Annotated in this window: 28 protein-coding genes; 12 read left to right on the top strand and 16 right to left on the bottom strand. The window is 69.9% G+C overall.

All coding sequences use genetic code 11. The annotated features are described in order from the left end of the window. Nucleotides 1-40 precede the first annotated feature (40 nt). Both ABT352_RS30420 and ABT352_RS30415 read left to right on the top strand, forming a co-directional pair. On the top strand, nucleotides 41-1492 hold the full coding sequence (locus ABT352_RS30420) for an MFS transporter (protein WP_350948400.1): 1452 nt from the start codon (nucleotides 41-43) through the stop codon (nucleotides 1490-1492). Nucleotides 1493-1589: 97 nt separating this feature from the next. Next, entirely contained in the window at nucleotides 1590-1781 is a 192-nt protein-coding gene (locus ABT352_RS30415) for a hypothetical protein (protein WP_350948399.1), read from the top strand. A gap of 24 nt (nucleotides 1782-1805) precedes the next feature. On the opposite strand, the gene ABT352_RS30410 is transcribed toward ABT352_RS30415, so the two are convergent. Continuing rightward, nucleotides 1806-3182, bottom strand: coding sequence for a helix-turn-helix domain-containing protein (locus ABT352_RS30410; RefSeq protein WP_350948398.1), 1377 nt, complete (start codon nucleotides 3180-3182; stop codon nucleotides 1806-1808). Next, nucleotides 3160-3486: a hypothetical protein gene (locus ABT352_RS30405; RefSeq protein WP_350948397.1), complete on the bottom strand. Its 327-nt coding sequence runs from the start codon at nucleotides 3484-3486 to the stop codon at nucleotides 3160-3162. The genes ABT352_RS30410 and ABT352_RS30405 overlap by 23 nt, the downstream gene beginning before the upstream one ends. A gap of 154 nt (nucleotides 3487-3640) precedes the next feature. Between ABT352_RS30405 and ABT352_RS30400 the strand changes: the two genes are divergently transcribed. The 3 genes from ABT352_RS30400 (at nucleotide 3641) to ABT352_RS30390 (ending at nucleotide 6427) form a co-directional block, all read left to right on the top strand. Then, nucleotides 3641-4321 carry an ATP-binding protein gene (locus tag ABT352_RS30400; RefSeq protein ID WP_350948396.1) on the top strand — a complete coding sequence of 227 codons (681 nt, stop codon included), beginning with the start codon at nucleotides 3641-3643 and terminating at the stop codon, nucleotides 4319-4321. An 81-nt stretch (nucleotides 4322-4402) separates the two neighbouring features. After that, nucleotides 4403-5131, top strand: a complete 729-nt coding sequence (locus ABT352_RS30395) for a hypothetical protein (RefSeq protein ID WP_350948395.1) — start codon at nucleotides 4403-4405, stop codon at nucleotides 5129-5131. Nucleotides 5132-5575: 444 nt separating this feature from the next. Further along, entirely contained in the window at nucleotides 5576-6427 is an 852-nt protein-coding gene (locus ABT352_RS30390; protein ID WP_350948394.1) for a hypothetical protein, read from the top strand. A gap of 111 nt (nucleotides 6428-6538) precedes the next feature. Here ABT352_RS30390 and ABT352_RS30385 read toward each other — a convergent pair whose 3' ends face one another. Both ABT352_RS30385 and ABT352_RS30380 read right to left on the bottom strand, forming a co-directional pair. After that, nucleotides 6539-6823 carry a DUF1540 domain-containing protein gene (locus ABT352_RS30385; protein ID WP_350948393.1) on the bottom strand — a complete coding sequence of 95 codons (285 nt, stop codon included), beginning with the start codon at nucleotides 6821-6823 and terminating at the stop codon, nucleotides 6539-6541. A gap of 336 nt (nucleotides 6824-7159) precedes the next feature. Next, the gene (locus tag ABT352_RS30380) at nucleotides 7160-8872 is read right to left on the bottom strand and encodes a right-handed parallel beta-helix repeat-containing protein (protein WP_350948392.1); all 1713 of its coding nucleotides are present in this window, start codon (nucleotides 8870-8872) and stop codon (nucleotides 7160-7162) included. Nucleotides 8873-8957: 85 nt separating this feature from the next. On the opposite strand from ABT352_RS30380, the gene ABT352_RS30375 reads away from it, so the two are divergent. Then, nucleotides 8958-9968 (top strand): TetR/AcrR family transcriptional regulator, encoded by a 1011-nt coding sequence (locus tag ABT352_RS30375; RefSeq protein ID WP_350948391.1) that lies wholly within the window; start codon nucleotides 8958-8960, stop codon nucleotides 9966-9968. Nucleotides 9969-10161: 193 nt separating this feature from the next. Here the strand turns inward: ABT352_RS30375 and ABT352_RS30370 are convergent, their stop codons facing one another. From ABT352_RS30370 to ABT352_RS30355, 4 genes are all read right to left on the bottom strand, one after another. Beyond that, nucleotides 10162-11271, bottom strand: coding sequence for an LLM class flavin-dependent oxidoreductase (locus ABT352_RS30370; protein WP_350948390.1), 1110 nt, complete (start codon nucleotides 11269-11271; stop codon nucleotides 10162-10164). Nucleotides 11272-11299: 28 nt separating this feature from the next. Beyond that, nucleotides 11300-12298 (bottom strand): ABC transporter substrate-binding protein, encoded by a 999-nt coding sequence (locus tag ABT352_RS30365; RefSeq protein WP_350948389.1) that lies wholly within the window; start codon nucleotides 12296-12298, stop codon nucleotides 11300-11302. Next, nucleotides 12295-13020 (bottom strand): ABC transporter ATP-binding protein, encoded by a 726-nt coding sequence (locus ABT352_RS30360; protein ID WP_350948388.1) that lies wholly within the window; start codon nucleotides 13018-13020, stop codon nucleotides 12295-12297. Before ABT352_RS30360 ends, ABT352_RS30365 begins: the two co-directional genes overlap by 4 nt. 131 nt (nucleotides 13021-13151) lie before the next feature. Continuing rightward, nucleotides 13152-13940, bottom strand: a complete 789-nt coding sequence (locus ABT352_RS30355) for an ABC transporter permease (protein ID WP_350948387.1) — start codon at nucleotides 13938-13940, stop codon at nucleotides 13152-13154. Between the two features lie 234 nt (nucleotides 13941-14174). Here ABT352_RS30355 and ABT352_RS30350 point away from each other — a divergent pair, with 234 nt between their 5' ends. Together ABT352_RS30350 and ABT352_RS30345 are read left to right on the top strand one after the other, a co-directional pair. Continuing rightward, nucleotides 14175-14657, top strand: coding sequence for a cation:proton antiporter regulatory subunit (locus ABT352_RS30350; RefSeq protein ID WP_350948386.1), 483 nt, complete (start codon nucleotides 14175-14177; stop codon nucleotides 14655-14657). 8 nt (nucleotides 14658-14665) lie between these two features. Beyond that, nucleotides 14666-15823: a cation:proton antiporter gene (locus ABT352_RS30345; RefSeq protein WP_350948385.1), complete on the top strand. Its 1158-nt coding sequence runs from the start codon at nucleotides 14666-14668 to the stop codon at nucleotides 15821-15823. Nucleotides 15824-15988: 165 nt separating this feature from the next. Here the strand turns inward: ABT352_RS30345 and ABT352_RS30340 are convergent, their stop codons facing one another. The 4 genes from ABT352_RS30340 to ABT352_RS30325 are packed head-to-tail and all read right to left on the bottom strand — an operon-like array spanning nucleotide 15989 to nucleotide 20842. Further along, a complete protein-coding gene (locus tag ABT352_RS30340; protein WP_350948384.1) occupies nucleotides 15989-17137 on the bottom strand; it encodes an LLM class flavin-dependent oxidoreductase in 1149 nt (382 codons plus the stop codon). Beyond that, nucleotides 17134-18315 carry an LLM class flavin-dependent oxidoreductase gene (locus ABT352_RS30335; RefSeq protein ID WP_350948383.1) on the bottom strand — a complete coding sequence of 394 codons (1182 nt, stop codon included), beginning with the start codon at nucleotides 18313-18315 and terminating at the stop codon, nucleotides 17134-17136. Before ABT352_RS30335 ends, ABT352_RS30340 begins: the two co-directional genes overlap by 4 nt. Then, on the bottom strand, nucleotides 18312-19637 hold the full coding sequence (locus ABT352_RS30330) for an NtaA/DmoA family FMN-dependent monooxygenase (protein ID WP_350948382.1): 1326 nt from the start codon (nucleotides 19635-19637) through the stop codon (nucleotides 18312-18314). The genes ABT352_RS30335 and ABT352_RS30330 overlap by 4 nt, the downstream gene beginning before the upstream one ends. Beyond that, entirely contained in the window at nucleotides 19634-20842 is a 1209-nt protein-coding gene (locus ABT352_RS30325; protein WP_350948381.1) for an LLM class flavin-dependent oxidoreductase, read from the bottom strand. Before ABT352_RS30325 ends, ABT352_RS30330 begins: the two co-directional genes overlap by 4 nt. A 120-nt stretch (nucleotides 20843-20962) precedes the next feature. On the opposite strand from ABT352_RS30325, the gene ABT352_RS30320 reads away from it, so the two are divergent. Next, entirely contained in the window at nucleotides 20963-21898 is a 936-nt protein-coding gene (locus ABT352_RS30320) for a D-alanyl-D-alanine carboxypeptidase family protein (protein ID WP_350948380.1), read from the top strand. On the opposite strand, the gene ABT352_RS30315 is transcribed toward ABT352_RS30320, so the two are convergent. Together ABT352_RS30315 and ABT352_RS30310 are read right to left on the bottom strand one after the other, a co-directional pair. Further along, nucleotides 21882-22244, bottom strand: coding sequence for an MmcQ/YjbR family DNA-binding protein (locus tag ABT352_RS30315; RefSeq protein WP_350948379.1), 363 nt, complete (start codon nucleotides 22242-22244; stop codon nucleotides 21882-21884). The two genes, ABT352_RS30320 and ABT352_RS30315, sit on opposite strands and share 17 nt — an antisense overlap. Next, nucleotides 22241-22672, bottom strand: a complete 432-nt coding sequence (locus tag ABT352_RS30310) for a MarR family winged helix-turn-helix transcriptional regulator (protein ID WP_350948378.1) — start codon at nucleotides 22670-22672, stop codon at nucleotides 22241-22243. Before ABT352_RS30310 ends, ABT352_RS30315 begins: the two co-directional genes overlap by 4 nt. A 78-nt stretch (nucleotides 22673-22750) precedes the next feature. Between ABT352_RS30310 and ABT352_RS30305 the strand changes: the two genes are divergently transcribed. After that, a complete protein-coding gene (locus ABT352_RS30305) occupies nucleotides 22751-23161 on the top strand; it encodes an organic hydroperoxide resistance protein (RefSeq protein ID WP_350948377.1) in 411 nt (136 codons plus the stop codon). A 29-nt stretch (nucleotides 23162-23190) separates the two neighbouring features. Here ABT352_RS30305 and ABT352_RS30300 read toward each other — a convergent pair whose 3' ends face one another. Next, a complete protein-coding gene (locus ABT352_RS30300) occupies nucleotides 23191-23553 on the bottom strand; it encodes a DUF2203 domain-containing protein (RefSeq protein WP_350948376.1) in 363 nt (120 codons plus the stop codon). 99 nt (nucleotides 23554-23652) lie between these two features. Here ABT352_RS30300 and ABT352_RS30295 point away from each other — a divergent pair, with 99 nt between their 5' ends. After that, the gene (locus ABT352_RS30295) at nucleotides 23653-23880 is read left to right on the top strand and encodes a helix-turn-helix domain-containing protein (RefSeq protein WP_350948375.1); all 228 of its coding nucleotides are present in this window, start codon (nucleotides 23653-23655) and stop codon (nucleotides 23878-23880) included. A gap of 2 nt (nucleotides 23881-23882) precedes the next feature. Continuing rightward, the gene (locus tag ABT352_RS30290; protein WP_350948374.1) at nucleotides 23883-24434 is read left to right on the top strand and encodes a Clp protease N-terminal domain-containing protein; all 552 of its coding nucleotides are present in this window, start codon (nucleotides 23883-23885) and stop codon (nucleotides 24432-24434) included. 112 nt (nucleotides 24435-24546) lie between these two features. Here the strand turns inward: ABT352_RS30290 and ABT352_RS30285 are convergent, their stop codons facing one another. Beyond that, nucleotides 24547-25389, bottom strand: a complete 843-nt coding sequence (locus ABT352_RS30285) for an amidohydrolase family protein (RefSeq protein WP_350948373.1) — start codon at nucleotides 25387-25389, stop codon at nucleotides 24547-24549. Nucleotides 25390-25443 lie beyond the last annotated feature (54 nt).

The raw sequence follows: 25443 nt of genomic DNA, 5'->3' as shown, positions 1-25443 counted from the left end.
GCCGACCACGGGCCGGAACGCCGCTCCCCCACACGACCGGATGAGCGCCGGACCCGACAGGGCGACGTCCTCCCGGCATCGCGAGGGAGCCGATCCGCGCCGCTGGAAGGCGCTCACCGTCTGCCTCGTCGCCGGTTTCATGACCCTGCTGGACGTCAGCATCGTCAACGTGGCGCTGCCCTCCATCCGTACCGGGCTGGAGGCCCCGCAGAGCACCCTGCAGTGGGTGGTCTCCGGGTACGCGCTCACCTTCGGGCTGGTGCTCGTCCCCGCCGGGCGGTTCGGCGACACGCACGGCCGGCGCAACGCGTTCGTCTTCGGCGTCGTACTGTTCACCGCGGCGAGCGCGGCGGCCGGGCTCGCCCAGAACCCGACCTTGCTGGTCGTCGCGAGACTCGTGCAGGGGATCGCGGGCGGAGTGATCAATCCGCAGGTCAGCGGGCTGATCCAGCAGCTCTTCCGTGGAGCGGAGCGAGGCCGGGCGTTCGGGATGCTGGGCACCGTCATCGGCATCTCGACCGCGATCGGCCCGCTGCTCGGCGGGGCGCTCATCAACCTCGGCGGCGACATCAACGGCTGGCGCCTCGTCTTCTACGTCAACGTGCCGATCGGCGCCTTGGCCGTCGTCCTGGCCTACCGCTACATCCGGCCCGCCGCCAAGGAGTCCCGCCCCCGGCAGACCATGGACCCGGTGGGCGTGCTGCTGCTCGCCGCCTGCGTCCTGCTGGTGCTTCTGCCACTCGTCGAGGGTCAGGAGTGGGGCGCCTCGGCCAGGTGGCCGTCCCTGCTCGCCGGGCTCGCCCTGCTCGCGGCCTTCGTGGCCTGGGAGCGCCGGTACGGGCGGCACCACCAGCCGGTCGTCGACCTGTCCCTGTTCCGCAGGCGCTCGTACGCGCTCGGCGCCCTGCTCGGGGCGCTCTACTTCGCGGGCTTCACCGCGATCTTCTTCATCCTCACCCTGTACCTGCAGAACGGCCTGGGCTACTCGGCCCTGGAGGCGGGACTGGCGACCACGCCGTTCGCGGCGGGCTCGGCCGTGACCTCCCTGTTCAGCGGCAGGTTCGTCACCCGGCTCGGCCGCCCGCTGGTGGTGGCCGGGCTCGTGACGGTCGCGGTCTCCCTCGCCGTCACCGCGCTCGCGGTGGAACTCGTCCCCGGCCCCCACGTGGCCTGGGCCACCGCGGTCCCGCTGCTCCTCGCCGGCCTGGGCAGCGGCCTGGTGATCTCCCCGAACCAGACGCTCACCCTGTCGGAGGTGCCGGTCCCCGAAGCGGGCACTGCCGGGGGCGTGCTCCAGACGGGACAGCGCATCGGCGCCGCCGTCGGCATCGCGGCGATCGGCTCGGTGTTCCTCTCCGAGGTCGCCTCCTCGGGCGGCGAGTACGCGACGGCGTTCCGGCACTCACTGCTGGTCACCATCGCCTTCGTACTGGTCGCGCTGATCGTGGCCGTCACCGACGTGATCGCCTCCCGCCGTCCCTCCCGCACCTGAGCCCCGCCTCGACCGCGCCGCGCTCACTCACCCGCAAACCTCCGACTGTCTTTATGTGATCGAATAAGCTCTCTTCGTGACCGTTTGCACTGGGGGCATGAGCGGACCGGCGGACGCATCTGACACGGACGCCATCGACTACGAGGCCATCCGGCGGCGCTTTCCCTGGGTCGGCTGCTTCGACAGCGGCGGGAACGACTTTTCGTCCCGCTACCGCGACATGATGGCCGAGGCCCTTCGCGACCGGGAGATCGTTGAGGCGATCGACGCCGCCCGGCACCGTCTGTGAACAACAACCTCAAGGTCGCCCCGGTCAGGCGGCGAGCTCTCTGTTCAGATGATCCCGGAACTCTCGAACCATCACGCTGTCCCCGTACGGCTCAAGCTGTCCGGCGAACCGCTGAAGACGCTCTACCGTGCGAGCGGAGGTCAGCGTCTTGGTCGCCGGGATGGCGGCCCGCGCGCAGGCAAGGGCTTGGTCCAGCTCGCCCATTCCCAGGTACGCCCCAGCGGCACTAAGCCGGTTGATCTGGGCGGATCGAGGAAGGCGCTCACTGAATTCGGTCACCGCCGCTTCCGCGCAAGCCGCCGCCCGCGCATAGTCACCCAGAAGCCGCCAGCACCCGCCTGCCTGTCCGTTCAGCTCCACCTCGTCGTACTTGCCGACCCACTCCGGATCACGGTCAGTGGCCCCTTGGGCATAGGCGCGCTCGACTTCGACGAGCAGTCGCTCGACCTGCTTGGCGCTGTGTCGATCGTGGCTCTCAGCCGGTTTGGTCTGCAAGGCCGTTGCCCTGGCCTCCCTCGCCAGCATCACGGCCATGACGCGAGGGGGTGCCTCAGCCCGGCGAGCGGTGTCGACGGCGGCTCGGGCCAGCCAGACTGCCCAGGCCCCCTGCTCCAGATGAATGGCCTGCAAGGTCAGCGTCGCCAGCACCCAGGCACCGGTCAGCGGGTCGTCGGCGTTCTTGGCCAGCCGCAGTGCCTGGCCGAAGTGCTGCTGAGCCTGGCCGTGCCGGTTCAGGTCGAAGGCCGTCCAGCCCGCGAGCCAGGTCATCCCGGCCGCCGCCGTCATCAGCTCGGAGCCCACCCGCTCGTCGTAACGACCCCGCAGCAGCGGCGCCACCGTCTCGTGCAGGTATTTGACCACCACCGGGCGCACCAGCCCGGCCCCGAACCGCTGGTCTATCTGGCCGAACGCCTTCTGCGCCTCGACGATCCGCGCCACGTCGGCGAGACCCACCTCGCGTCCCTCGTCCTGCCGGGCGGCCGACGCGGTCGGGGTGCCGTAGTTCCAGGAGACCAGCCACTCGCCCAGGGCTCCGGGCACGAACGGCAGCGAGGCCAGTAGGTGACGCCGGGACGGGTCCATCTCCAACCTCCACAGAAGCGCGGCCGACTTCACCGTAGCCGCAGGTGAGTCGTCGTCACAGCCCGCGATCGGCCACGATGATGTCTCCCCGTAGGACCACCCGTCTATCCACCGCTCGACCTCGACCGCCTCGACCCCGAACACGGCGGCGATCAGCGGCCGGTAGCAGGCACGCACCCCCTGCTCTCCACGCTCCCAGCGCGCCCAGGTCGTCGGCGTCACCCCGAGTGCCTCCGCCGCCGCCTCCTGGCTCATCCCCCGCTGCACCCGCGCACTGACCAGCTCGGGACGAGCCCTACGACTCCGCGACCCACCCATGCCACTCCCCTTCGGTATCCGAATGACTACCCATTGTGATGAAGGAGAGCCGCCGCACACCACCCCGCCAAGGAGAACGACCAGAAACCGACCAGTCCACACGAGTGAACGCAAGACGGCATTCCACCTCGGCGTCGAAGCGGAGCGTCAACAGGTCGCCGACCGTCTCCTCGATCTGGTCAAGGCGCCGCACCTGGGTATGCGCAGGACGCCGCAGCCCCGGCCCTTCGACCTCCAGCGCCCACCAGCCGTCGAACCATCGAGCCGTGCCCCTGAATTCACTTACCTGCTCACCCCGTTCCATTCGACACAGCCAAAGCCTGTTACCACCGCTGCGGCAACAGGCTTGCCCATACGTCCGCACAGGTTCGCTTTGCGCCAGATTTGATGTCGAATAACCGTCTGAACTGGGGAAACGACCAGGGGCCTGCCACGCTGGACATGGCGTTCCCTGAGCCTTGGCAAACGAGCAGCACCCGATCTTCACGCCGCTACGCCCGTCGCGTTTCCTGCTGTCCACAGTCACCGACAGCGAACGGAGCGTGCTCATGCGGCCATCCGGCGGCATCCCCCACGGTGCCCAGGACCACCCCGGCGAGGATCTGATCTTCCCTCCGGATCACGACCGAGGCGGCGGCCTGATGGGACAGCACGCCGGAGTGATGGGAGGCGGCGACGTTCGCGTACTGGTCAAGATCCTTCAGCCTGGCTCGGCCTCACGTCGCGCCCGCGCCGTGCTCCGAGAGGTGCTCCGGGAGGCCGGTCTGGACGACGAGGCCGTCTCCGACGCGGAGACCATCGTGGCGGAGCTGGCCGCCAACGCCGAGAGGCACGCCCGTCCCCCGTACGAGCTGCGCGTTCTCAGCCTGGACGGCGCCCCCACCTGGTGCGAGGTCGTCGACGGCGACCCCGACCTCCACGAGGTCCGCATCATCCTCGGTCTTCTCGACTCGGTGGAGGAGATCGGCCTGCCCCTGCTCACCGAGAACGGCCGCGGCCTGCTCCTGGTCCACCGGCTCTCCCAAGGGCGGTGCCACGTCCACCCCGCCACGACCCACACCACCGGCACCCCCGGCAAGGCCGTCACCTTCGCCCTCCCCGCCCGCCTGCCCTTCCCCACCCCTCCTCGGCTCCGGTAGTGATGGGGGACTGTTCGTTGAGAGGGCAGGCCCTCGATCACGCGAACTCCTAATGGCTCTGAAACAGAAAGGAGGTCTTCGGTGAAGCGGCCCATCACTGCCCTGACTCTTGTTTCGGCCCTTGCCCTGAGCGGCTGCACGGGCGATGAGAGCTTCGACAACCCCGCTACGGTCCAGATCGCCCAGGGAAATCGCGAAGCACTCGACATCTCGATTCTCCGGGTCGCGGAATCCGACTTCCAAGCCCTGCCCTCACCGGAGGCACTGGCAAACATCTACTCGATCGTCGCTGCGGGCGTGGTCGACGGCTGGCAGGAAGGTCCGGCTCTGTCCACGTACCCCAATGGGCCACTCGAACATCGTGTCATTCTCAGGATCAAGGTCACCGACCCCTTGAAGGGAGTCGGGGAGAAAAAAATGATCTTTGTCGATCTGTTCCGAGGCGCCGTAGTCCGAGACGAGTCCAAGAAGGCCGAGGAGTGGTTGCCCAGAAAAACCTTGGAGGACTTCGAAAAGGCCATCCCCACCGGTACTAGAACCGTGGTTTTCGCAGCCGAGCACATTCCCTACGAAGATCCCCTCGTAAAGCCTGGAGCCGCCATACCCGATGATGCCGTGCTCACCAGTCCGCCACCCCAAGGTCTCGTATTCGAAGATCAGACACTTGTCCAGCAGAAAAGTGCAGGCGGCCAAACCCTCGTGGGCGGGATCGAGCCGCTGGACGTCGCGGGCACTCGCTCAGGATGGGCAGAGCCAAAAAGCATGGACGACCTGATCGCACGCCTCAAAAGCCATGGCTTTTCCGAGTGAATCCAACACGCCATAGTCTGTCCGTCGAGTCGGACAGCAGATGACCGCTCACCATTGATCTTGTCCTACAGGCCGTTATGGTGGTCGATCATCTCGATCACCATAACGGCTTTATGTTTTGACAGGCGACGAACCCGTCAAGGGCTTCGTACAGGAAAAGCGATCAGGGGGTACCGGCGGGGGCGGCGTCCAGGCGATATCGGCTCTCACAGCCCGCTGAACGAGTAAGTCCTAAGCCTGGTCGTTAATCGTAGACGATCAGTTTGCGGGAGATCGGCTGCAGTGGTGTGGTCGTGCCAGATGGCAGCCCTCAGTGCCAGGAGGCGCTGAGCGATACGTGGTTCCACGCACCGAACCGGCCGAGGGTACGGGCGCCGTGCAGTTCGATGCCGAATTGGCCTTATAGGGCGCCCTGGCAGTCCTGGTGACCTCGATAATCTTCGGATGCTGCGATTACTGGTGATGCTCCTGACGGTGACTGTGCTTGCCGGAGGCGACCACCTCCCCAGACGGCTCACGTTCGTTGATTACGCCGCCCGCGCCGTCTGGACCTGGCGGACCGGCGGCGCGGCCGAGATCTGGCGCAACGGCTTCGTCCCGACGGAGGACCTGAGCCAGATGCGGCAGGACGTGGAGCAGCGGATCTCCAGTGACGAGGAGTACGGCTTCGCCGTGGCCGGCCCGCTTCCCACACCGCCGGAGAAGGCGCGGATCCGCTGGGATGACGGCTCCACCATGCGGATCCCCGTGATCAGCGCACGCCAGGCGCTGATCGCTCTGTCCCCTTACAGGATGGAGGCCTCCGCCCAGGACGATCGGGCGTACAAGATGACCACCGCCACCTTCACGACCATGCGCCTGCGGACCCTGCGCGGCATGGCCACCGTCCCGGCGTGGCGGCTGTCCTTCTCCAACCTGCCCGGCCCGATCGACCATGTCGCGGTCGACGGGGCCATGCTCGGCACCGTCGAGGATGCCGTCGGCGACCACCTGCCCCCCGACGTCATGGGTTTCGAGGTGCTCGACGAACACACGCTGCGGGTGAGCTACGGATACGGCATCTGCCTCGGCCGAAAGATGTCGACCATCCGCCTGCGGGCCGACGAGCGGCCCGACGTCGTGGTCCTCGGAATCGAGGTCGATGAGCACAACGGCAACGGTCTGTGTGCGGGCGTCGGCGCATTCGGCGAGGGCGTCGTCCGGCTCGGGGAACCACTGGGCTCCCGGGTGGTACTGGATGCGAAGAGCCGACTTCCCATATGCCTCCACTGGCCGGGCCCTTGCCGCGCCGGGTGACCCAGGGCGCGACCTATCACTGACCGCCACCATCCAGCACAGCAGGGCCACCGCTCATCACCGAACGGCTCGGCCCGGCTCTGCCGTCGTCCTGACTCGGGCTGTCCGAGGTCAGGCGGGCGCGTAGGTGAGGCAGTCGATGTCCTGCTGGGCGTAGCCGACGACGATGCCGGAGGCCTGGCACTCGTACTGGATGTTGTGCTGGCAGTCGGCCATCTTGCAGGCGCCGACGCGGCCGGTGTGGGTCGGGTCGCCCCCCTTCGAAGGGACCTTGAAGAAGGTCTCGCACTCGGCGTGGCTGCTGTTGCCGACCGTGATGGCGAGGGCGTGGCAGCTGTGCGCGGTGTTGTACGCGCACGCCTCGACCTGGCACTCGTTGACCGCGGGCATCTCCATGACTGAACTCTCCTCGCTCGGGCCGCTCCCAGGCTCGACGAGCCGTCGCCCAGTGATGTGTCGGTGTCACCCGGTTGCGGCACCGGCGTGTCCCCCGGTCAGCGTCCGGGACGTCGGCCCGCCTCGCGCCGCGCCATGTCACGGCTGCCGATGCTCACGGCAGGACATGGCGCGGCCCGTGCCCGCGTACGGGCACCGGGACTATCCCTCTCATACCGCGCCCGCGTCGGCTTCACGCTCCCGGCGATCCCAAGGCTTCTCCAAGAGAGCCGGGCCGTTCGTTTCGCGTACGACGGGTTTGGATGGCGGCCGACGGTGCCCGGGGAGCGCCCGCGGTCACCGGTCCAGCAGGTGGGCGTAGCCGGGCTCCAGGCCGGCCCGCGCGGCGATCTCCGCCGTGCGGACCTCGAAGTCCTTCTCGTCGGCCAGTGTCGCGTTGTCCTCCAGGGTGACGCCCTGCGGCGGGTCGTCCCAGCCCACGGGGTCGGCGTCCCAGACGTTGCCTCGGAAGACGACGTTCTCCAGCGGCGGCCAGACCTGCAGGACGGCGGTGTTGTCGGCGCGCTGGACGGCGTTGTCCTCGACGGTGACCCAGGCGGCGCCGTAGTCGGTGTAGAGCGCGAAGTTGTACGGCGTGAGCGTGTCGCGCACGACGTTGCCTCGGATCACCGCGCCGTTGTCGTGGGAGTCGCCCTGCGGGCCCGACAGGTAGATGCCGCCGCCGTCGGCCAGCACCTTCAGCGTGTTGAAGGTGAGGTTGCGCAGGATCCGGGTGCTCTTACCGACGCCGGCCACGATGCCGCAGTGCGGGACGTCGTTCACCTGGTTGTGCGCGATCGTGGAGTCCTCGCTCGCGCTCACCGCGATGCCGGGCGCGCCGGAGTACTCCAGGCCGATGTCGTGGATCCAGTTGTTCTCGACCGTGGCGCCGCGGCTCCCGCTGATCGAGATCCCGCCTCCGCAGACGCCCTCGAACACGTTGCCTCGCACCAGGATGCCGGTGCTGTCGCCGGAGAACCGCAGGGCCGTGGCGCCCAGCCTGGTGAAGCGGCAGTCTTCGACCGAGGCGCTTCCCGCGCCCTCGAACACGACGTTCGCGGGGATCGCCAGCGACTCCCCGGGGACCGTCACCCACGCGCCCTCGCCGAACGACACCTTTTCGATGGGGCCGCCGTCGTAGTAGCCGCTGCCGTGGTAGTGCAGAAAACCTTCGGGACGACTCGGTCGCATCCAGGTGGCGTCGGCGAAGGTGATGCCCAGGAAGGCGACGTCGCGGGCCCCGGTGACGTTGACCAGTTCCTCCAGCACGGGTGCGACGACCTCCGTCCGCCCGGGATCCTCGCCGGGGCGCGGCCGGTAGTGCAGGACGTGGTGGCCGGGGCGGGACCTGTCGAGGGCGAAGGTGCCGGGCTCGGTCAGGAAGCCCACACCGTTCTCCACCCGGGTCGGCAGGCCGGGGCCGTGGGATTCGATGCTCTCCCACGGGACGGCCGAGTTGTAGAGGTCGATCGCCCAGGCGAAGGCGGGCTGGGCCATGGTGATGACGGTCGAGTGCTCGTCGCCCTCGACGGCGGCGACACCGAAGCGGGCCTCGGTCCACGGGTAGACGCCGCGCAGGACGAACTCGACGTCGCCGGGGTTTCCCCAGCCCTGGGGGGCCGTGCTGTCGGTGACGTAACCCGTGTCGGTTCTGGTGACGTTCCCGGGAATCGTGTCGATCGCGGCTCGTTCGGCCCTGCGTCCGTCGACGTGGAGCTGCCGGGTGTCGAGGTCGCCGACCTCGGCCAGCCACACACCGTCCCGCTCCTGCCAGCCGGTGATCACTCTGCCTCCGCTGATGACGGCCTCACCCACGGCCCGGTAGGTCACGCCGGAGTCGGCCTCGGTGAGCCGGAAGGTTTCCGCGAGCCTGTGGGTGCCCGCCAGCAGGTTGACCACGGTGCCGGTGCCGCGTGCCAGGTCACGGGCGCGGGCGAGGCTCGCGAGGGGCTGTCTGCGGGTGCCGGGCCAGGCGTCGTCGCCGGATGGGGAGACGTAGAGCTCACTCAAGGAACACTCCTCGTTTATAATGTAAACAGCGTTATACAGCATAAACAGATATTGGGTCCGAGCGTCAAGCCGGAAGGAGGACGGGGTGGCCGTCGAGGAGGGTCCCGACCGGACGGTCGAACTGCTGTGGCGAAAGCCGCGGGACGCCGCGCCGAGACAGGGGCTGAGCGTCGACGCGATCGTGCGCGCGGCCGTCGAGATCGCCGACACCGAAGGGATCGAGGCGCTGTCCATGCGCCGGGTCGGCGAACGGCTCGGCTTCACCAGCATGTCGCTCTACCGGCACGTACCGGGAAAGGCGCAGCTCGTCGAGTTGATGTGCGACGCGGTGCTGGCCGACACCACGCCGGGTGCCGCGCCGGGCACGGGTGGCGCGTCAGGTCAGGCCGCGGGTGACGCGGGGAGCACGTCAGGCGGGGCGGAGGCGGCGGGGACGACGGAGGCGGCGACGGGCGAGACCGTCGCGGCGGCGGGAACCTCGGTGAGCACGGCGCACGGGTGGCGCGAGGCGCTCGAAGGATGGGCGCGGCGCGGCTGGGCTCTGCGCCTGCGCCACCCCTGGCTGGCCGGGACGCGCGGCAGCCGGCACATCCCGGGACCGAACTCCGTCGCCAACTTCGAGTACGCGCTCAGCACCGTGGCGAAGAGCGGCCTGAAGCCCGCCGAGATGGTCGCCGTGGTGGGCCTCGTCGGCCGGTTCGTGGACAGCGAGGCGGCGAGGGCCGCGGAGATCGCCAGGGTAGAGCGGCACACCGGGGTCTCCGAGGAGGAGTGGTGGGGAGCCAGGCAGTCCCTGTACGAGAACCTCCACCGCTATCCCACGCTGACCCACATCTGGGAGGCGGGCGGTTACGACGAGCCGGAGGACTCCTTCGAGTTCGGCCTGCGGCGCGTGCTGGACGGCGTCGAGGCTCTGATTCGTGAGCGTGATGCAATGCGTGACGAAAGAGCTTTGTGCGTGATGTGCGGAACGACCCTGGACCGGGCCGAGGCGGGTCGCCCGCGGGCCTACTGCTCGCGGGCCTGCCAGCAACGCGCCTACCGCAGGCGCCACCGCTCCACACAGCGACCGGGCGACCCGCCGGACCGCACCTGACCCGCTCGAACGGGTCCTCACCGAACGGGGCCCCGGCCGGTCACCCCCCGGCGAGGTACGGCCGGACAGGTTCCAAGCCGGGCCGGTTGCAGCCGGGATTCGCGGCCGGGCCGGTTTCAGCCAGGCCGCGAATCCCGTGGCGTTCCGCGAAGCGGACCGCGGTCGGCGAACCCGGCCACGACCGCCCTCGTGCTCACCTCGACGCGGGTGCGGCGGCGAACCGGGGAAGCACGTTCTCACCGAACCAGTACGACTCCTCCAGATGGGGATAGCCGGACAGGACGAACTCCTCGATGCCGAGCGAGGCGTACTCCTCGATCCGCTCGGCGACCTGGGAGTGGCTGCCCACCAGCGCGGTCCCGGCGCCGCCCCTGACGAGACCGACCCCGGCCCAGAGGTTCGGGTGGATCTCCAGGTCACGGGCGCCGCCACCGGTGAAGCCCGCGTGCAGTTCCAGCATGCGTTTCTGGCCGACCGACTCGCTGCGGCCCAGCAGCTTCCTGGCCGAGACGATGTCGGCCGGGTCGATGGCGGCCAGCAGCCGCTCGGCCTCCGCCCAGGCGTCGCGCTCGGTGTCGCGGGTGATCACGTGCAGCCGGATGCCGAAGCGGAGCTTGCGGCCCTGCTCCTCGGCCAGCCCGCGAATCCACTCGATCTTCCTCGCGACCTGTTCCGGGGGCTCGCCCCAGGTGAGGTAGACGTCCACGTGCCTGGCCGCGACCGGTCCCGCCGCCTGCGAGGAGCCGCCGAAGTAGATCTCCGGGACGGGGTCGGGCGTCTCGGAGACCATCGCGCCCTCGACGCGGTAGTGCGTGCCGTCGAAGTCGTACGGGGTGCCGCTCCACGCTCCGCGCACGATCGAGAGGAACTCGTCGGTGCGCTCGTAGCGTTCGTCCTTGGACAGGTGGTCGCCGAACCTGGCCTGTTCGGCGGTCTCCCCGCCGGTCACCACGTTGAGCAGGAGCCTGCCGCGCGAGAGCCGCTGGTAGGTGGCGGCCATCTGCGCGGCCAGCGTCGGGGACATGAAGCCCGGCCGGAACGCGACGAGAAACCTCAGCCGCTCGGTCTCGCGGGTCAGCGCGGCGGTGACCAGCCAGGCGTCCTCGCACCAGGTGCCCGTCGGGGTGAGGACGGCCTCGAAGCCGAGTTGCTCGGCGGAGCGGGCGACCTGCGCCAGGTATTCGATGTCCGGCGAGCGGAACGCCGCCGCCTCGGAGCGGCCGTGCCCCCTGGCGAGGCCGTGGCCGCCCCCGGTGAGGACCCGGCTGTCACCGGCGGTGGGCAGGAACCAGTGGAACTTCATCGAGTGCCTCCGGGCCTCGGAAGGGACGTCACGAGGGGTTCTCCAAGGTGGCGTCGAACCGGGTGTCGACGACGTCGGCGAACGTGATGGACACCGGGATGAGCTTCTCCTCACTGAAGGCGTCGGCCACGAGCTGCTCACGCTCGACGACGTCCCCGGCGAGCTTGAGGTCCCGGTACGAACTGCGCTTGATCGCCGTGCCGACGATCCCCTGGTCCAGGCCGGTGAGCTCGGAGAAGACCCTGCTCCACTCGTCCTGGTGTTCGTTGGCCCACTGGTGCGCCTTGCGGATTCGCGCCACCCAGTCTCCCAGCGCCGCCGTGCGGGCCGGGTCGGCGAGGACGTCCTTGCCCGTGATCTGGAACTCGAAGCCGTTGGCGTAGCCCTCGCCGTCGACCAGGATGCGCGCCTTCGTCTGCGCCTCGGCCTGGGCGGTGTAGGGATCCCAGATGGCCCAGGCGTCGATCTTGCCGGATGAGAGCGCGGCCAGGGCGTCCGGTGGCTGGAGATACTGGGGCTGGATGTCGCCGAAGCTCAGCCCCTCCTTCTTCAGCACGGCGAGCAGGTGGAAGTTCGCGGAGCTGCCCTTGGCCACGGCGACGCGCTTACCGCGCAGGTCGGCCGGGGTCTTGATGGGCGAGTCCGCGGGGACGACGACGGCCTGGCCACCGAGCCCCTTCTCGGCGACCGCGACGACGGAGATCTTCGCGCCCGCTGCGGCGGCGAAGACCGGCGGGGCGTTGCCCACCGCGCCGAAGTCCAGGGAACCGGCGTTGATGGCCTCCAGGATCGGCGGCCCCGAGGTGAACTGGGACCAGGTCACCTTGTACTTGACGTCGTCGAGCTGGCCGGCCGCGGTCAGCAGCGCCTGCAGACCCGTGCCCTTCTGGTCGCCGACGCGCAGCGTCACCTGGGACAGGTCGATCGAGCCGTCGGCCCGGGCGCCCTGTTCCTCCCCCGCCCCGCAGGCCGCGGTGACGGTGAGGAGCAGTGCCGCGGCGATCAGGGCGGTGACACGACGTTTCATGCGGTTCCTTCCGGGGTGACGCCCAGCCGGTCGAGCAGGGTGGAGCGCAGTGCGATGAGGTCGGGGTGGTCGCGGTGGCGGGGCCGGGGCAGTTCGATCCGGGACTCGTGGGCGACGGTGCCTCCGTCGAGTACCAGGACGCGGTCGGCCAGCAGCATGGCCTCGTCCACGTCGTGGGTGACGAGCAGGATGCCGGGGCGGTGCCTCTCCCACAGGTCGAGTACGAGGCGGTGGATGGTGATGCGGGTCAGCGCGTCCAGGGCGCTGAACGGCTCGTCGAGCAGGAGCAGACCGGGCTCGCGGACCAGTGCCCTGGCCAGGGAGGCCCGCTGGGCCTCCCCGCCCGACAGGGTGAGCGGCCAGGCGTCGCTCAGCCCGCCGAGACCGACCTCCTCCAGCGCGGCCCGCGCGGCGGCGTCCGGGTCGGGGGCGCGAAGACCGAGGGCGACGTTGGCCAGGACCCGCTTCCACGGCACCAGCCGGGGTTCCTGGAAGGCCACGGCGACAGTGCCTCCGACGCCTCCGACGCCTCCGACGCCTCCGACCTCGACCTCGCCCTCGGCGCCGGGGTCGAGCCCCGCGAGCACCCGCAGGAGGGTGGACTTGCCGGAACCGCTGCGGCCGAGCAGGGCGACGAACTCGCCCCGGCCGATCTCCAGGTCGACCCCGTCGAGGACCCTTCGCCGCCCGAAATCCCTGGTGAGGCCCCTGACAGCCGCCACCGGAGCCGCCGTGGCGGGCCGACTCTCGGTGCGGGACGACGCTTTCACGAAGGTCTGCGGCTCGGTCCGCGAAGGCGTCCTCGCCGGCGGCCGGGAATCGGTGCGCGAAGGCGTCTCCGTACGGGACGAGGTCAGCGTGACAGGAAATTCTGCCGCCATGACAGGGCCCTCCTCTCCAGCAGGCGCACCAGCGCGTCCGTCAGCAGGCCGAGGACCGCGTAGACGATCAGACCGACGACGACCACGTCGGTGCGCAGGAACTCCCGGGCGTTGTTGATCATGTATCCCAGTCCGGCGTCCGCGTTGATCTGCTCGGCCACGATCAGCGCCAGCCAGGCCACGCCCAGGCTCTGCCGCAGGCCGACGAGCGTCTGGGCGAGCGCGCCCGGCAGGACGATGTGGGCGATCGTCTCGGTACGGCTCAGCCGCAGCACCCGGGCCACCTCGGCGAGTTTGCCGTCGACGCCGCGGATCCCGGAGAAGGTGTTGAGGTAGAGCGGGAAGAGCACACCGAGGGCGACCAGGGCCACCTTGGGGGTCTCCCCGATGCCGAACCACAGGATGAACAGCGGGATCAGGCCGAAAAGCGGAAGCGCTCGCAGCATCTGCAGCGGCGGGTCGACGGCGTTCTCACCGACGCGGCTGAGCCCGGCGACCAGGGCGAGGCCGACTCCGGCGACCGCGCCGAGGGTGAAGCCGATCGCGGCCCGCTGGAGCGAGACGGCGATCGCCTCGGGCAGGACCCCTTCCTGGACGAGCCCGGCGGCGGTGGTGAGGATCTTGGCGGGTGAGGCGAGGAGCCGTTCCTCTAGGAGTCCGGCGGTGCTGGCGACCTGCCAGACGACGACGATGACCAGAGGGCTGGCGAGACGCTGCCAGGCGGTGGCGGAGAGAAGGGGGACGCGTGACCGTGTTCGCACGGCCCGTTGTCGTATCCCCGCGTCGACGGCGGGAGCGGACACGGAAGACCTCACTCACGGCTGGGGGCTGGGTTCCCGCCCATCGTCCGGCAAATAACCCACAAAGTCAATCGGTAATACAGGTTATTGCCGCCGGTGCGTCACCGGCCCGAAGCCACTGGTATGTCGAGGGCCCCCGGATTGGTAGGTTTTCCGTAAAGGAAGAACGCATGCGCACGCGGAGGAGCTGGCACGGTGGAGGTCGAGCAGACGGCACTGCCTGGGATAGGACTGCGACACGAGTTCACCACGCGCTCAGGCAGGCGCATCGGGATCGTCACTCACCGCACCGGCCGCCGTGACCTGGTGATATACGACCCCGACGATCCTGATCGCGCGTGCGAGACCATCAAGCTGAACGACGAGGAGGCCGACGCGCTCGCCGAGTTGCTCGGCGCCCCGCGCATCGTGCAGCGCCTCAACGATCTGCACCGCGAGGTCGAGGGTCTGGTCAGCATGCAGCTGCCGATCCCGCCCGCCTCCCCGTACGCGGGCCGGCCGATGGGTGACGCGCGCGTACGCACCCGCACCGGCGCCTCCATCGTGGCCGTGGTGCGCGAAGGTCAGGTCTTCGCCAGCCCCGCTCCCGACTTCATGCTGTCCCGGGGCGACGTGGTGGTCGTGGTGGGCAGCCCGGAGAGCACCTCCGCCGTCTCCGATATCCTTTCCGGCGGGTAGGACGCCGGGTGCACACAGCGATCCTTTTCCTTGAGCTCGGCGCTGTCCTTCTCGGGCTCGGCATCCTCGGAGCACTAGCCCTAAAAGCAGGCATATCCCCCATCCCCCTCTATCTCATCGCGGGCCTCGCCTTCGGCACCGGCGGCATCCTGCCGCTGGCCACCAGCGAGGAGTTCATCGCGGTCGGTGCCGAGCTCGGCGTGATCCTGCTGTTGCTCACCCTCGGCCTGGAGTACAACGCCGACGAGCTCGTGACGAGCCTGAAGGGCAACGCGCGAGCGGGCGTCGTCGACCTGGTGCTCAACGCGGCTCCGGGCGCGATCGCCGCGCTGCTGCTCGGCTGGGGGCCGGTGGCCGCCATCGCCATGGCCGGCGTCACGTACGCGACCTCCTCGGGCATCACCGCGAAGGTGCTGTCCGACCTGGGGTGGATCGGTAACCGCGAGACACCGGTGGTGCTGTCGCTGCTGGTCTTCGAAGACCTGACGATGGCCATCTATCTGCCGATCCTCACCGCGGTGCTGGCCGGGGTGAGCTTCGCCGGTGGCGCTATCACCGTGGCGATCGCGCTCGCCACGGTGAGCGTCGTGCTGCTGGTCGCGCTCCGCTACGGCAGGTTCATCGAGGCCTTCGTCTCCAGCCCCAACTCCGAGGTGCTGCTGCTGAAGGTCGTCGGCCTCGCGCTGCTGGTCGCCGGAGTGGCGCAGCAACTGCAGGTCTCGGCCGCGGTCGGCGCCTTCCTTGTCGGGATCGCGCTCTCGGGTGAACTGGCCGAGGACGCGCAGGCGCTGCTCACCCCGCTCCGCGACCTGTTCGCCGCGGTGTTCTTCGTCTTCTTCGGCCTGCAGACCGACCCGACCAAGATCCTGCCGGTCGCCGGGCTCGCCGCGTTGCTCGCCCTGATCAGCATGATCACGAAACTGCTCACCGGCGCCTACGCCGCCCGCCGGGCGGGCATCGCCAACGCCGGGCAGGCGCGGGCCGGTATCGCGCTCATCCCCCGGGGTGAGTTCAACATCGTGATCGCCGGACTCGCGGTGGCCGCCGGGGTCCATCCCGACCTGGGACCGCTCGCCGCCACGTACGTTCTCATCCTCGCCGCGTTCGGCCCGCTCGCCGCGCGGCTCGTCCAGCCCTTCATCACCGCCATCGCCAAGCGCGCCTGAGATCGCGTCCGGCCCGCCGTCCCGGCGGGCCGGACGCGATTCCCAAGACCGCTCAGCCGGTCGTCTTTCCCGGAGTGCGGACCGGTTTCCTGGAGTACGGACCGGAAAAGCTCCGGCACCCGGCGGTGACCGCCGGGTGCCGGGGAGGACGTGGACGACGCGGGCTCAGCCTGTGACGACGCCTCCCTCCCATTCCGCGGCGAGCAACTCATAAGAGCGGACCCGGTCGGCGTGGTCGTGGGTCATGGTGGTGATGAGCAACTCGTCGGCGCCGGTGACGTCGCGCAGCACGCGCAGCTTCTCCGCGACGGTCCGCGGGGAGCCGACGAACTGGGTGGCGAGCCGGTCGGCGACCAGCGCGAGGTCCTCCCGCGTCCACTCGTGGGCGGCGGCCTCGGCCGGAGTCGGGAACGGGATCGCCCCGGCGCCGGTGCGGATGCTGCGGACCCAGAGCCCGTACGGGGAGGCGAGCTCCCTCGCCGTCTCGTCGTCCTCCGCCACGACCACGTCGGCCGAGACGATCAGGTAGGGCTCGCCGAGCACCTCCGAGGGCTTGAACGCCTCCCGATACGCCTGAGCGGCGTCCAGCACCCCGGACGGGCTGACGTGGTAGTTCGCCGCGAACGGCAGTCCCCGCTCCCCCGCCACCTGGGCGCTCTGCCCGCCGCTGCTGCCCAGGATCCACAGGCTCAGGTCCGCGCCCTCGCCCGGCACGGCGTGCGCGGCCACCCCCTCGGGGGAACGATAGGTCCCGGCCAGCAGAGCCGCGATCTCGTCGACCTGGTCGGCGAAGTCGGGGCTTCGCGCACCCGGCTGCTGCAGCAACGCGCCGTACAGCGAGAACAGCGGCGACTTCACGAGCGCCGTGAAGGAGAAGGGCTCGGGGATGAGCAGCCCGTCCACGATCCTGGCGGGCGTCGGCGGAGGCGGGGTCCTCTCCGATTCCGAGAGCTCGACGCTCGCGCGAAGTTCGGCCCCGCGCTGACCCGACCGGCCCAGGCCGAGGTCGATACGGCCCGGGTAGAGCGCGTCGACGAGACCGAACTGCTCGACCACCGACAGCGCGGTCTGGTGACCGACCTGGACGGCTCCCGAGCCGACCCTGATCGTGCTGGTCGCGGCGGCCACCAGGCCGATGAGCACGGCGGGGGCGGCACTGGCGACACCGGGCGCGAGGTGGTGCTCGGCCACCCAGTAGCGGAGGTAGCCGAACTCCTCGGCCCGCCGAGCCAGGTCCAGGGTGTTGCGCAGCGCCTCGCCGGCGGTGCCACCGGAGGGGATGGGAGCGAGGTCGAGGATCGACAGGGAGGTCATGACCGCACCTCCTCACGCTGTGAGTTCCCGGGGCGGGGAGCTTCGGAGACCGGGCTCTCGCGTCGAGAGCTCTCCGTGCCCGGACTCCCGGAGCCCGGACCTCCGGAACCCGGACTCCCCGGCTCGGAGCCCTCCTGACGGGGAAACGGCCTGCTGGGGATCTCCGCGCGCAGCACGGGGGCGATGTCGCTCTGGAAGAGTTCCAGGGCCGTCCGGTGCTGCTTGTCGGTGAGGCCGTCCGCGTCGGCGTGCAGGTGCATGACCTCGTGCCCGAGCCGCTCGTGGTAGCGGTGGACCTTGTCGATGATCTGCTGCGGGCTGCCGACCAGGATCGAACTGCGCTCGATCGCGTCCTCCAGGGTATGGAAGACCGGGTCCACCCCGACCTTTTTGAACAGCTCCAGCCTCGCGTTGAAGATCGGCCGATAGGTCTCGATCGCGTCCTGGGACCTCCTGGTCGCGTAGTAGCCCGCGGTGCCCGCGCCCACCAGGGCGTCGGCGGGGTCGTGACCGTGGAACTCCCAGCGTTCCCGGTAGTGGCGGACCAGCTCGGCGTACGGCTCGACCGGGTTGCTGACGTTGGCGGAGAAGAGCGGGTCGCCGTACAGGGCGGCGAGCTCCACCGACTCCTTGCTGGTGGCGCTGCCGTGCCAGACGCGGACGGGGCGCTGCAGCGGGCGCGGCCAGGTCTCCGCGTCGGTCAGGGACGGCCGGAACCTCCCCGACCAGGTGACCCTGTCCTCCCGCCACAGGCGGCGGAACAACTCGTAGCCCTCCCGGTTGCGCTCCCACTGGTCCTCGCCGGTCACGTGGAACAGCTGGGCCTGCGCTGCGCCGTTGCCCTTGCCGATGATGAGTTCCAGGCGGCCGTCGGAGAGGTGGTCGAGGGTGGCGTAGTCCTCGTAGGCCCGTACCGGGTCCAGCAGGCTCAGCGTGGTGACCGCGGTGAACAGCCTGATCGTCGACGTCCTGGCCGCGATGTGGCTGAGCACGACCGGCGGGGACGAGGAGATGAACGGGCGCTCGTGCCGCTCTCCGACGCCGAAACCGTCGAACCCGAGCTCCTCGGCCAGCACGGCGTTCTCGACGACCTCGCGCAGGCGCGCGTTGGTCGACTTGAGCTCACCGGTGATGGGGTCGGGGCCATGGACAATCAAGGTGATCGCCAGAAATTTCATCGTTCGTTCTCCAGGCCCAGGTGACCGCGCAGCGTGGTGGTCTCGTACTCGGCGCGGAAGACCCCGCGCTCCTGCAGCAGGGGGACGACCGTGTCGACGAAGGCGTCCAGGCCGCCGGGGGTGAGGTGCGGCACCAGGATGAACCCGTCGGAGGCGTCGTTCTGCACGAACTCGTTGATCTCCTCGGCGACGCGCGAGGGCGAGCCGATGAAGGACTGCCTGCCGGTCACCTCGATGATCAGGTCGCGGATGCCGAGCTTCTTGGACTCGGCCAGGGCCCGCCACTCCGCCGCCGTCTTGAGCGGGTCGCGGGACAACCGGGTCCGGCCCTTGATGATCGAGTCCTCGGAGACGTCGGGGTCGATCTCGGGCAGCGGCCCCTCGGGGTCGTAGGCCGACAGGTCACGGTTCCACAGTTGCTCCAGCAGCAGGATCGCGGTCTGCGGGCTCACCTGCTGGCGGCGGATGTGGTCGGCGTTCTCCTGCGCCTCGGCGTCGGTGTCGCCGAGCGCGAAGGTGGCACCGGGGAGGATCTTCAGGGAGTCGGGCGACCGGCCGTGCGCGGCCAGCCTCGACTTGACGTCCCGGTAGAACGCCTGTCCCTCCTGGAGCCTGCTGTGCCGGGAGAAGATCGCGTCGGCGGTGGCCGCCGCGAAGGCCCTGCCGCCTTCGGAGTCGCCCGCCTGGATGGTCAGCGGACGGCCCTGCGGGCTGCGCGGCACGGTGAAGTGGCCGCCGATGTCGAAGTGGGTGCCCCGGTGGGCGAACTCCCCCGCGTCCGGCCTGGCGAACGTGCCGGCCGCCGGGTCGGCGAAGAGGTCGTCGGCCGCCCAGGAGTCCCAGAGTTCGTTGACGGTCCGCACGAACTCCTCGGCTCGCTCGTAGCGCCGCGCGTACTCCAGGAAGCCGCCCCGGCGGAAGTTCTCCCCGGTGAAGGCGTCGGAGGAGGTGACGACGTTCCACCCGGCCCTGCCTCCGGACAGGTGGTCGAGGGTGGCGAGCTTGCGGGCGAGCTCGTACGGCTCGTTGAAGGTGGCGTTGATCGTTCCGGCCAGGCCGAGGTGGTCGGTGACCGCGGCCAGACCGGAGAGCACGGTGAGCGAGTCGGGGCGGCCGACCACGTCGAGATCGTGGATCTTCCCGCGCTGTTCGCGGAGCCGCTGCCCGTCGGCGAGGAAGAAGAAGTCGAACTTGCCGCGCTCGGCGGTCCGCGCCAGGTGGGTGAACGAGGCGAAGTCGATCTGGCTGCCCGAGGCGGGATCGCTCCAGACCGTGTGGTTGTTCACGCCCGGGAAGTGGGCGGCGAGGATGATCTGCTTCATCGTCGGCTCCCTGCGTAGCGGCCGGCGGGTCGGGGCAGGTGGAGATGGCCGCGGAGGGTGTCGGCCTCGTACGCGCGGCGGAAGGCGCCGCGTTTCTGGAGCTCGGGCACCAGGCCACGCGTGATCGCGTTCAGGTCGGTCGGCAGCACGGCGGGCCGTAGCCTGAAACCCTCCAGGCCGGCCGCGCGCCATTCCAGCAGGAGGTCGGCGAGCTCGCCGGGCGTGCCCGTGAAGATCGCGGCGTCGGAGGTGTAGGCGGCACCGTCGAGTTCGTCGAGCCGGGCCCCGCGCTCGCGGGCGTCGTTCCCGTCCTCTCCCAGGAACACGACGAGGTCCGCGAAGATCTTCAGTCTCTCGGCGTCCGGGTCGCGCACCTCTTCCGCGATCTCGCGCACCTGCGCCACGACGGCCCGCGCCTGCTCGGTGTCGTGCGGCGTGACGTGGACGACGTCGGCGCCGCGCGCGGCGAACTCGTACGGCAGCCGGGAGTGTGCCAGCGCGGTGACGAGCGGCTGCCCCTGGGGCGGTCGCGGCACGATGGAGGGCCCCTTCACGGTGAAGTGCTCGCCCTCGAAGTCGACGTAGTGGAGTCTGTCGCGGTCGACGAACCGGCCGGTGGCCACGTCGCGGATGACCGCGTCGTCCTCCCAGCTGTCCCAGAGGCGTCGCACCACCTCGACGGCGTCGGCGGCGTCACCGAACAGTTCCCGCACCAGAGGTGCCCTGTCGATGTCGCCGAGGCTCTCCCGCGTCAGCACGGGAACCTCCCGGCGGCCGAAGTGGGCGGCCTCGGTGTGGCGCCCGGAGATCTGTGCGCGCCATCCGGCCCGCCCGGAGCTGACGTAGTCGAGGGTGGCGATGGAGCTCGCGACGTGGAAGGGCTCGGTGTGCGTGGTGGTGACCGTGGGCACCAGCCCGATCCTGCTCGTCAGCGGGGCGATCCTGGAGGCGACGAGGGCGGCGTCGAGACGCCCGCGCACCTGGTCGGTGCGGCCGTCGTGCCCGTCCAGGAGCGTGGTCTGCAGGGCGAAGGAGTCCTCGATGGTGACGAAGTCGAGGAGGCCGTGCTCGGCCTCGGCCACCAGGGCGGCCCAGTAGGCGGCGGTGAACAGGGCTTTCGGGGAGGCGGCGGGGTCACGCCAGGCCGCGGGGTGCCATCCGGCGCCGTCGAATGCGACGGCGAGATGCAGGGGAACTGCCGACATACGACGACAATAACACCAAACCCCTTAATCTCTACATGTTTAGTTGGTTATATCTCGGGAGTCGGCCCATCGCTGACGTCTTCCTGACGTCGGCATCGGGATCTGGTAGGCATTTGTCCCGTGACGCGTTTTCTGGCAGCTCTCGCGATGGCCCTCCCGCTCATCGCCACCACCGCTCCGGCCTCGGCCACCGCCCCCGGCAAGCCGAACATCCCACCGGGGGTGACGGCCGGGTACGTGGTCTTCGACCGGCAGACGGCGAAGGTGACCGAGTACCGCAACGCGCACCGGAGATTCCGATCGGCGTCGGTGGTGAAGATCCTCATCGCGATCGACTACCTGGAGTCGCGCAAGAGCGTTCCCGAGCGGGACCTCGCGCTGCTGAAGGCCATGCTGCGAGTGAGCGACGACGGCGCCGCGACGTCCTTCTGGACCCGGGGCGGCCAGGGAAAGATCGTCCAGCGGATGGCGCGCAAGCTGCGGCTCACCGACACCGCTCCCCCGCCGGCCGACAAGCCCGGCTTCTGGGGCTACACCTCACTCAGCGCGATGGACGTCGCCACGACCTACCGCTACCTGCTCGACCAGGCCGACCCCAAGGTCGGCGGCCTGATCCTGGGCCACCTGCGCAGGTCGGGGCAGTGCGGCTCCGACGGTTTCGACCAGTACTTCGGCATCCCCCGCGCGGTGCGCGGGCCGTGGGCGGTCAAACAGGGCTGGTCGGGGTACGGCTCCACGCCCCCGGTCCGCTGTCGCCCGGCGACCGCTCCCACCCCCCTGCCTTCGGCCTCGGCGGCCCCCGCGTCCGCCGCCCACCCATCGACCTCCACCTCCACCTCCACCGAGTCCATGGTCACCGCACGGGTCGTCCCCGCCCGCTCAGGGCCGGTCCCCGACCTGGGGCGCCCGGTCCTGCACACCACGGGACTCGTCGGCCCCAAGGAGCGCTGGATCGTGGTCCTGCTGACCGCCCACCCCGCGGGAAGCACCTGGCAGCGCTCCACCGCCCAGACGACGAAGCTGGCCCGGGAGGTCCACCTCAGCGGAACCTCCTGATCACCGGCTCTCCGAGATGAGCGGCCGCGAGCCTTTTGGGGGCGACCATCCGCCACGCCTCCTCGACGATCTCGCGCGTCTCGGCTTCGTCGATCGCCGCGAGCCACACCCGCACCCAGTGGTAACGCTCGTCGGAGGGCCGGGGCATGTGGAACTTCTCCGGCTCGGCCGCCACCAGCGCGGCCCGCTCCTCCTTGGGGAAGGCGAAACCCATCGAGGTCTCGTCCGGCGAGATCGCGGCGTAGACGATCCGGCCCACCCGGAAGGTCACCCGGTCCCTGACGATTCTCTCCTCGGTCCTGGGCAGCGCCAGGGCGACGCGGCGTACGTCGTCGGCCGTGGTCATCGCGCCGACTCGTCGAGGGAGGCGACGAGACGGCGCAGGGTCCGCTGCAGGTCCAGGACCTCGACGGGGGCGAGACCGGCGGCCTCGAAGATCCGGGCGGGGACGTCGCACGCCCGCTCCCCCAGCCTGCCACCCTCGTCGGTGAGCCGCACCAGCACCGATCGTTCGTCCTCCGTGCTGCGCTCGCGACGCACCAGGCCGGCCGCCTCCAGCCTCTTCAGCAGCGGGGACAGGGTGCCCGAGTCGAGCCGCAGCCTCACGCCGAGCTCCTTGACCGTCACCGGCTCGCGCTCCCAGAGCACCATCATGACCAGGTACTGCGGGTAGGTCAGGCCGAGCTCGCCCAGCACCCTGCGGTAGACGGCGTCCAGGGCGCGAGAGGCGGCGTGCACGTCGAAGCAGACCAGATTCTCGACGGTGATCTTCACGTCTCGATTATACCGACCTTGACTGTTATCAACTTAATTGTGCACAATTAAGTTGTCCGAAACCGAGAAGGGATCACGATGAGTACGATCTACACGGCCATCGCCACCGCCAACGGCAGAGAGGGACGGGCGGTCTCGTCCGACAAGCGCCTCGACGTGACCCTCGCACCACCGAAGGAGCTGGGCGGTTCCGGCGAGGGCACCAATCCCGAGCAGTTGTTCGCGGCCGGATACGCCGCCTGCTTCGCCAGCGCGCTCCAGCTGATCGGCAGGAGGCGGAAGGCCGACGTGTCCGAGGCCTCGGTGACCGCCGAGGTGGGCCTCGTCCCCGAGGGTGAGGGCTTCGCGCTCGCCGTGACGCTGCGCGTCGAGCTGCCCGACGAGTTGCACGGGGAGGCCGGCACCGCCCTCGTGGAGGCCGCCCACCAGGTCTGCCCCTACTCCAACGCCACCCGGGGCAACATCCCGGTCAACCTGGTGGTCGAGTAGTCAGACCCCCGACCCTCCGGGGAACGTGGTCAGGGAAGGGGTCTGCGACCGGCGAAGCCGAGTTCTTCTCGGTGGTACCACACCAGCTCGCGGTCCCCTTCCAGCCAGCACAGCCGCACCCGCACCCCGTCGAGCACCGAGGGGAAGTCGACCAGCAGGGGCGCGACGCCCTTGACCTCGATACCCCGCTCCTCGAACCAGCCGAGGATCTCCTCCAGCCTGGCCTCGAATGCCTTCGCCTCCGCCAGGCCACCGGCCTGCGACGTCCCGGTGCTGCGGAGCTCGTGCGCGAGCTCCGCCAACTCCCCCCGCATCGCCACGAACGCGGCGGCCCGCTCCAGCAGCACGGGCATGAGCGCCCGCGCCTCCTCAACGGTGAAGATCTTGTCCACCCTCGCACGCTAGCGCGTCCGCTGCCGGAACGCGGCGAGGCTCCAGAATGTTGTCAGCAAATGCTGACAACAACGAATATGTCAGCTTATGCTGACAGCATGGGATCGTTGAACGAGTTCGCCGAGGCCGTCGACGGCAAGGATCCGGTGGTGGCACTGGCGGCCGTGGCGGCGCTGCGCAGGCTTCTGGAGGAGCTTGAGGCCGCGCACGTCATCGAGGCCAGGAACCAGGGTTCCTCCTGGGAGGTCATCGCCGCCGCGCTCGGCGTCAGGCGGCAGACGGCACACCGCAAGCACGCACACCGAATCACCGAGGGCGGGAGCTGACGATGTTCGCGAGATTCACCCCCGAGGCCCGGCGGACCACGGTCCGCGCCGGACTACTGGCGCTCGACCACGGCCGCACCACGCTCGACGAGGACATGTTCCTGCTCGCTCTGGCCAAGTCCTGGCCGGTGACGGGTCTCACGGTCACCCCCGAGACGGTCGGGGCGGAGATCCGGAACCGTGAGACCGCGAGGGGCCTGGCGGGCGACCGCGCGCTGCTCGCCGCCATCGGCGTCGACCTGGACGAGGTCAGGCGGCGCCTCCCGCCCCGGAGAGAGGATCCCCTGGCGTGGCGGCTGACGCGCTCCAGGCTCCGCCCGCTGAACGTGACACTCAGCGGCCCGGCCGGTGACCTGCTCCTCACGGCCAGGGCACGGAAGGTCGTCGAGGTCGCCCTGCACACCCGAGGCACCGACTCCGAGGTGGGCGGCGAGGAACTACTGAAGGGCCTGCTGGCCGACGGCTCGAACGCCTCCGTCTCCATCCTGCGCGGCCTCGGTGTCGACGTTCGCGGCCTCGCGGCGAGCATCGGCTTCCTGCGCGCGTCGGCCTGAGTCCGAGGGCGCGCGTCAACCCGCGCTCTCGGCCCCGCCGGATCCCCCGTCAGAAAAGGGCCGGGAGGGGCGCGAAGCGGGCAGAAGGGGGTCAGGAAAGAGCGAGGGCCGATCAGGGCTCGATGCCGTAGAAGCGCGCCGCGGTACCGCCGAGGATCGCCTGCCTGGCGGCCTCGTCGAGCCCCGAGAGCAGCACGCCGGTCTCCTGCCAGACCTTGGCGTAGTCGCCCGCGAGGACGGCCACCGGCCAGTCGCTGCCGAACATCAGCCGCTCGGGGCCGAACACCTCAAGCGCGTGGTCGACGTAGGGGCGGAGGTCCTCGGCGGTCCAGGTCTCCGGATCGGCGGCGGTGTTGAGACCGGACACCTTGCCGTACACGTTGGGGTGCTCGGCGGCGCGGGCGATCAGCGACGCCCACGGCTCCCACCCCTTCTCCCTGATCGGCGGCTTGGACAGGTGGTCGATGACCAGCCGCAGCCCGGGGACGCGCTCGGCGAGGAACGGCACGTGCTCCAGGTGCCTGGGCAGCACGGCGACCACGTCGAACGGCAGCCCCGCCGCGGCGAGCAGGCCCAGGCTCTCGATCACCGTGTCCTGGACGACCCAGTCGGGGTCGGGGTCGTCGTGGATGAGGTGCCTCACCCCGGCGAACCTCGGATGCCTGCCGTAACGCTCCAGCGCCTCCGCCGCCTCGTCCGGCCGGTTCAGCGGCACCCACCCCACCACGGCGGCGATGAAGTCGTGGGCGTCCGCCTGCGCCAGCATCGCGTCGGTGTCGGCGTAGGTGTCGGCGGCCTGGACCAGCACGGTCCGCCGCACACCGGCGGCGGCGAGCTGCGGGACGAGTTCCTCGGGGGCGAAGGTGCGGTAGAGCGGCCCCGCCTCCGGCGTCAGCCAGGGGTAGGAGCCCGTCTCCAGATTCCAGAAGTGCTGGTGGGCATCGATGACGGCCATCCACCGCTCCCCTTCGATTTCGTGATCAGTCGTCTGAGCCTGCTCAAACTAGGA

Source organism: Streptosporangium sp. NPDC000563 (genome assembly GCF_040299985.1).
Classification (GTDB): Bacteria; Actinomycetota; Actinomycetes; order Streptosporangiales; family Streptosporangiaceae; genus Streptosporangium.
This window is presented reverse-complemented; position numbering and strand designations above follow the sequence as displayed.

Excerpts from the sequence above, each read along its gene's own strand:
- ABT352_RS30420 (WP_350948400.1), top strand. The coding sequence starts at position 41 with ATGAGCGCCGGACCCGACAGGGCGACGTCCTCCCGGCATCGCGAGGGA.
- ABT352_RS30335 (WP_350948383.1), bottom strand. The coding sequence starts at position 18,315 with ATGAAATTTCTGGCGATCACCTTGATTGTCCATGGCCCCGACCCCATC.
- ABT352_RS30325 (WP_350948381.1), bottom strand. The coding sequence starts at position 20,842 with ATGTCGGCAGTTCCCCTGCATCTCGCCGTCGCATTCGACGGCGCCGGA.
- ABT352_RS30285 (WP_350948373.1), bottom strand. The coding sequence starts at position 25,389 with ATGGCCGTCATCGATGCCCACCAGCACTTCTGGAATCTGGAGACGGGC.
- ABT352_RS30295 (WP_350948375.1), top strand. The coding sequence starts at position 23,653 with ATGGGATCGTTGAACGAGTTCGCCGAGGCCGTCGACGGCAAGGATCCG.
- ABT352_RS30340 (WP_350948384.1), bottom strand. The coding sequence starts at position 17,137 with ATGACCTCCCTGTCGATCCTCGACCTCGCTCCCATCCCCTCCGGTGGC.
- ABT352_RS30290 (WP_350948374.1), top strand. The coding sequence starts at position 23,883 with ATGTTCGCGAGATTCACCCCCGAGGCCCGGCGGACCACGGTCCGCGCC.
- ABT352_RS30410 (WP_350948398.1), bottom strand. The coding sequence starts at position 3,182 with ATGGGTGGGTCGCGGAGTCGTAGGGCTCGTCCCGAGCTGGTCAGTGCG.
- ABT352_RS30385 (WP_350948393.1), bottom strand. The coding sequence starts at position 6,823 with ATGGAGATGCCCGCGGTCAACGAGTGCCAGGTCGAGGCGTGCGCGTAC.
- ABT352_RS30415 (WP_350948399.1), top strand. The coding sequence starts at position 1,590 with ATGAGCGGACCGGCGGACGCATCTGACACGGACGCCATCGACTACGAG.
- ABT352_RS30365 (WP_350948389.1), bottom strand. The coding sequence starts at position 12,298 with ATGAAACGTCGTGTCACCGCCCTGATCGCCGCGGCACTGCTCCTCACC.
- ABT352_RS30315 (WP_350948379.1), bottom strand. The coding sequence starts at position 22,244 with ATGACCACGGCCGACGACGTACGCCGCGTCGCCCTGGCGCTGCCCAGG.
- ABT352_RS30370 (WP_350948390.1), bottom strand. The coding sequence starts at position 11,271 with ATGAAGTTCCACTGGTTCCTGCCCACCGCCGGTGACAGCCGGGTCCTC.
- ABT352_RS30330 (WP_350948382.1), bottom strand. The coding sequence starts at position 19,637 with ATGAAGCAGATCATCCTCGCCGCCCACTTCCCGGGCGTGAACAACCAC.
- ABT352_RS30305 (WP_350948377.1), top strand. The coding sequence starts at position 22,751 with ATGAGTACGATCTACACGGCCATCGCCACCGCCAACGGCAGAGAGGGA.
- ABT352_RS30390 (WP_350948394.1), top strand. The coding sequence starts at position 5,576 with ATGCTGCGATTACTGGTGATGCTCCTGACGGTGACTGTGCTTGCCGGA.
- ABT352_RS30405 (WP_350948397.1), bottom strand. The coding sequence starts at position 3,486 with ATGGAACGGGGTGAGCAGGTAAGTGAATTCAGGGGCACGGCTCGATGG.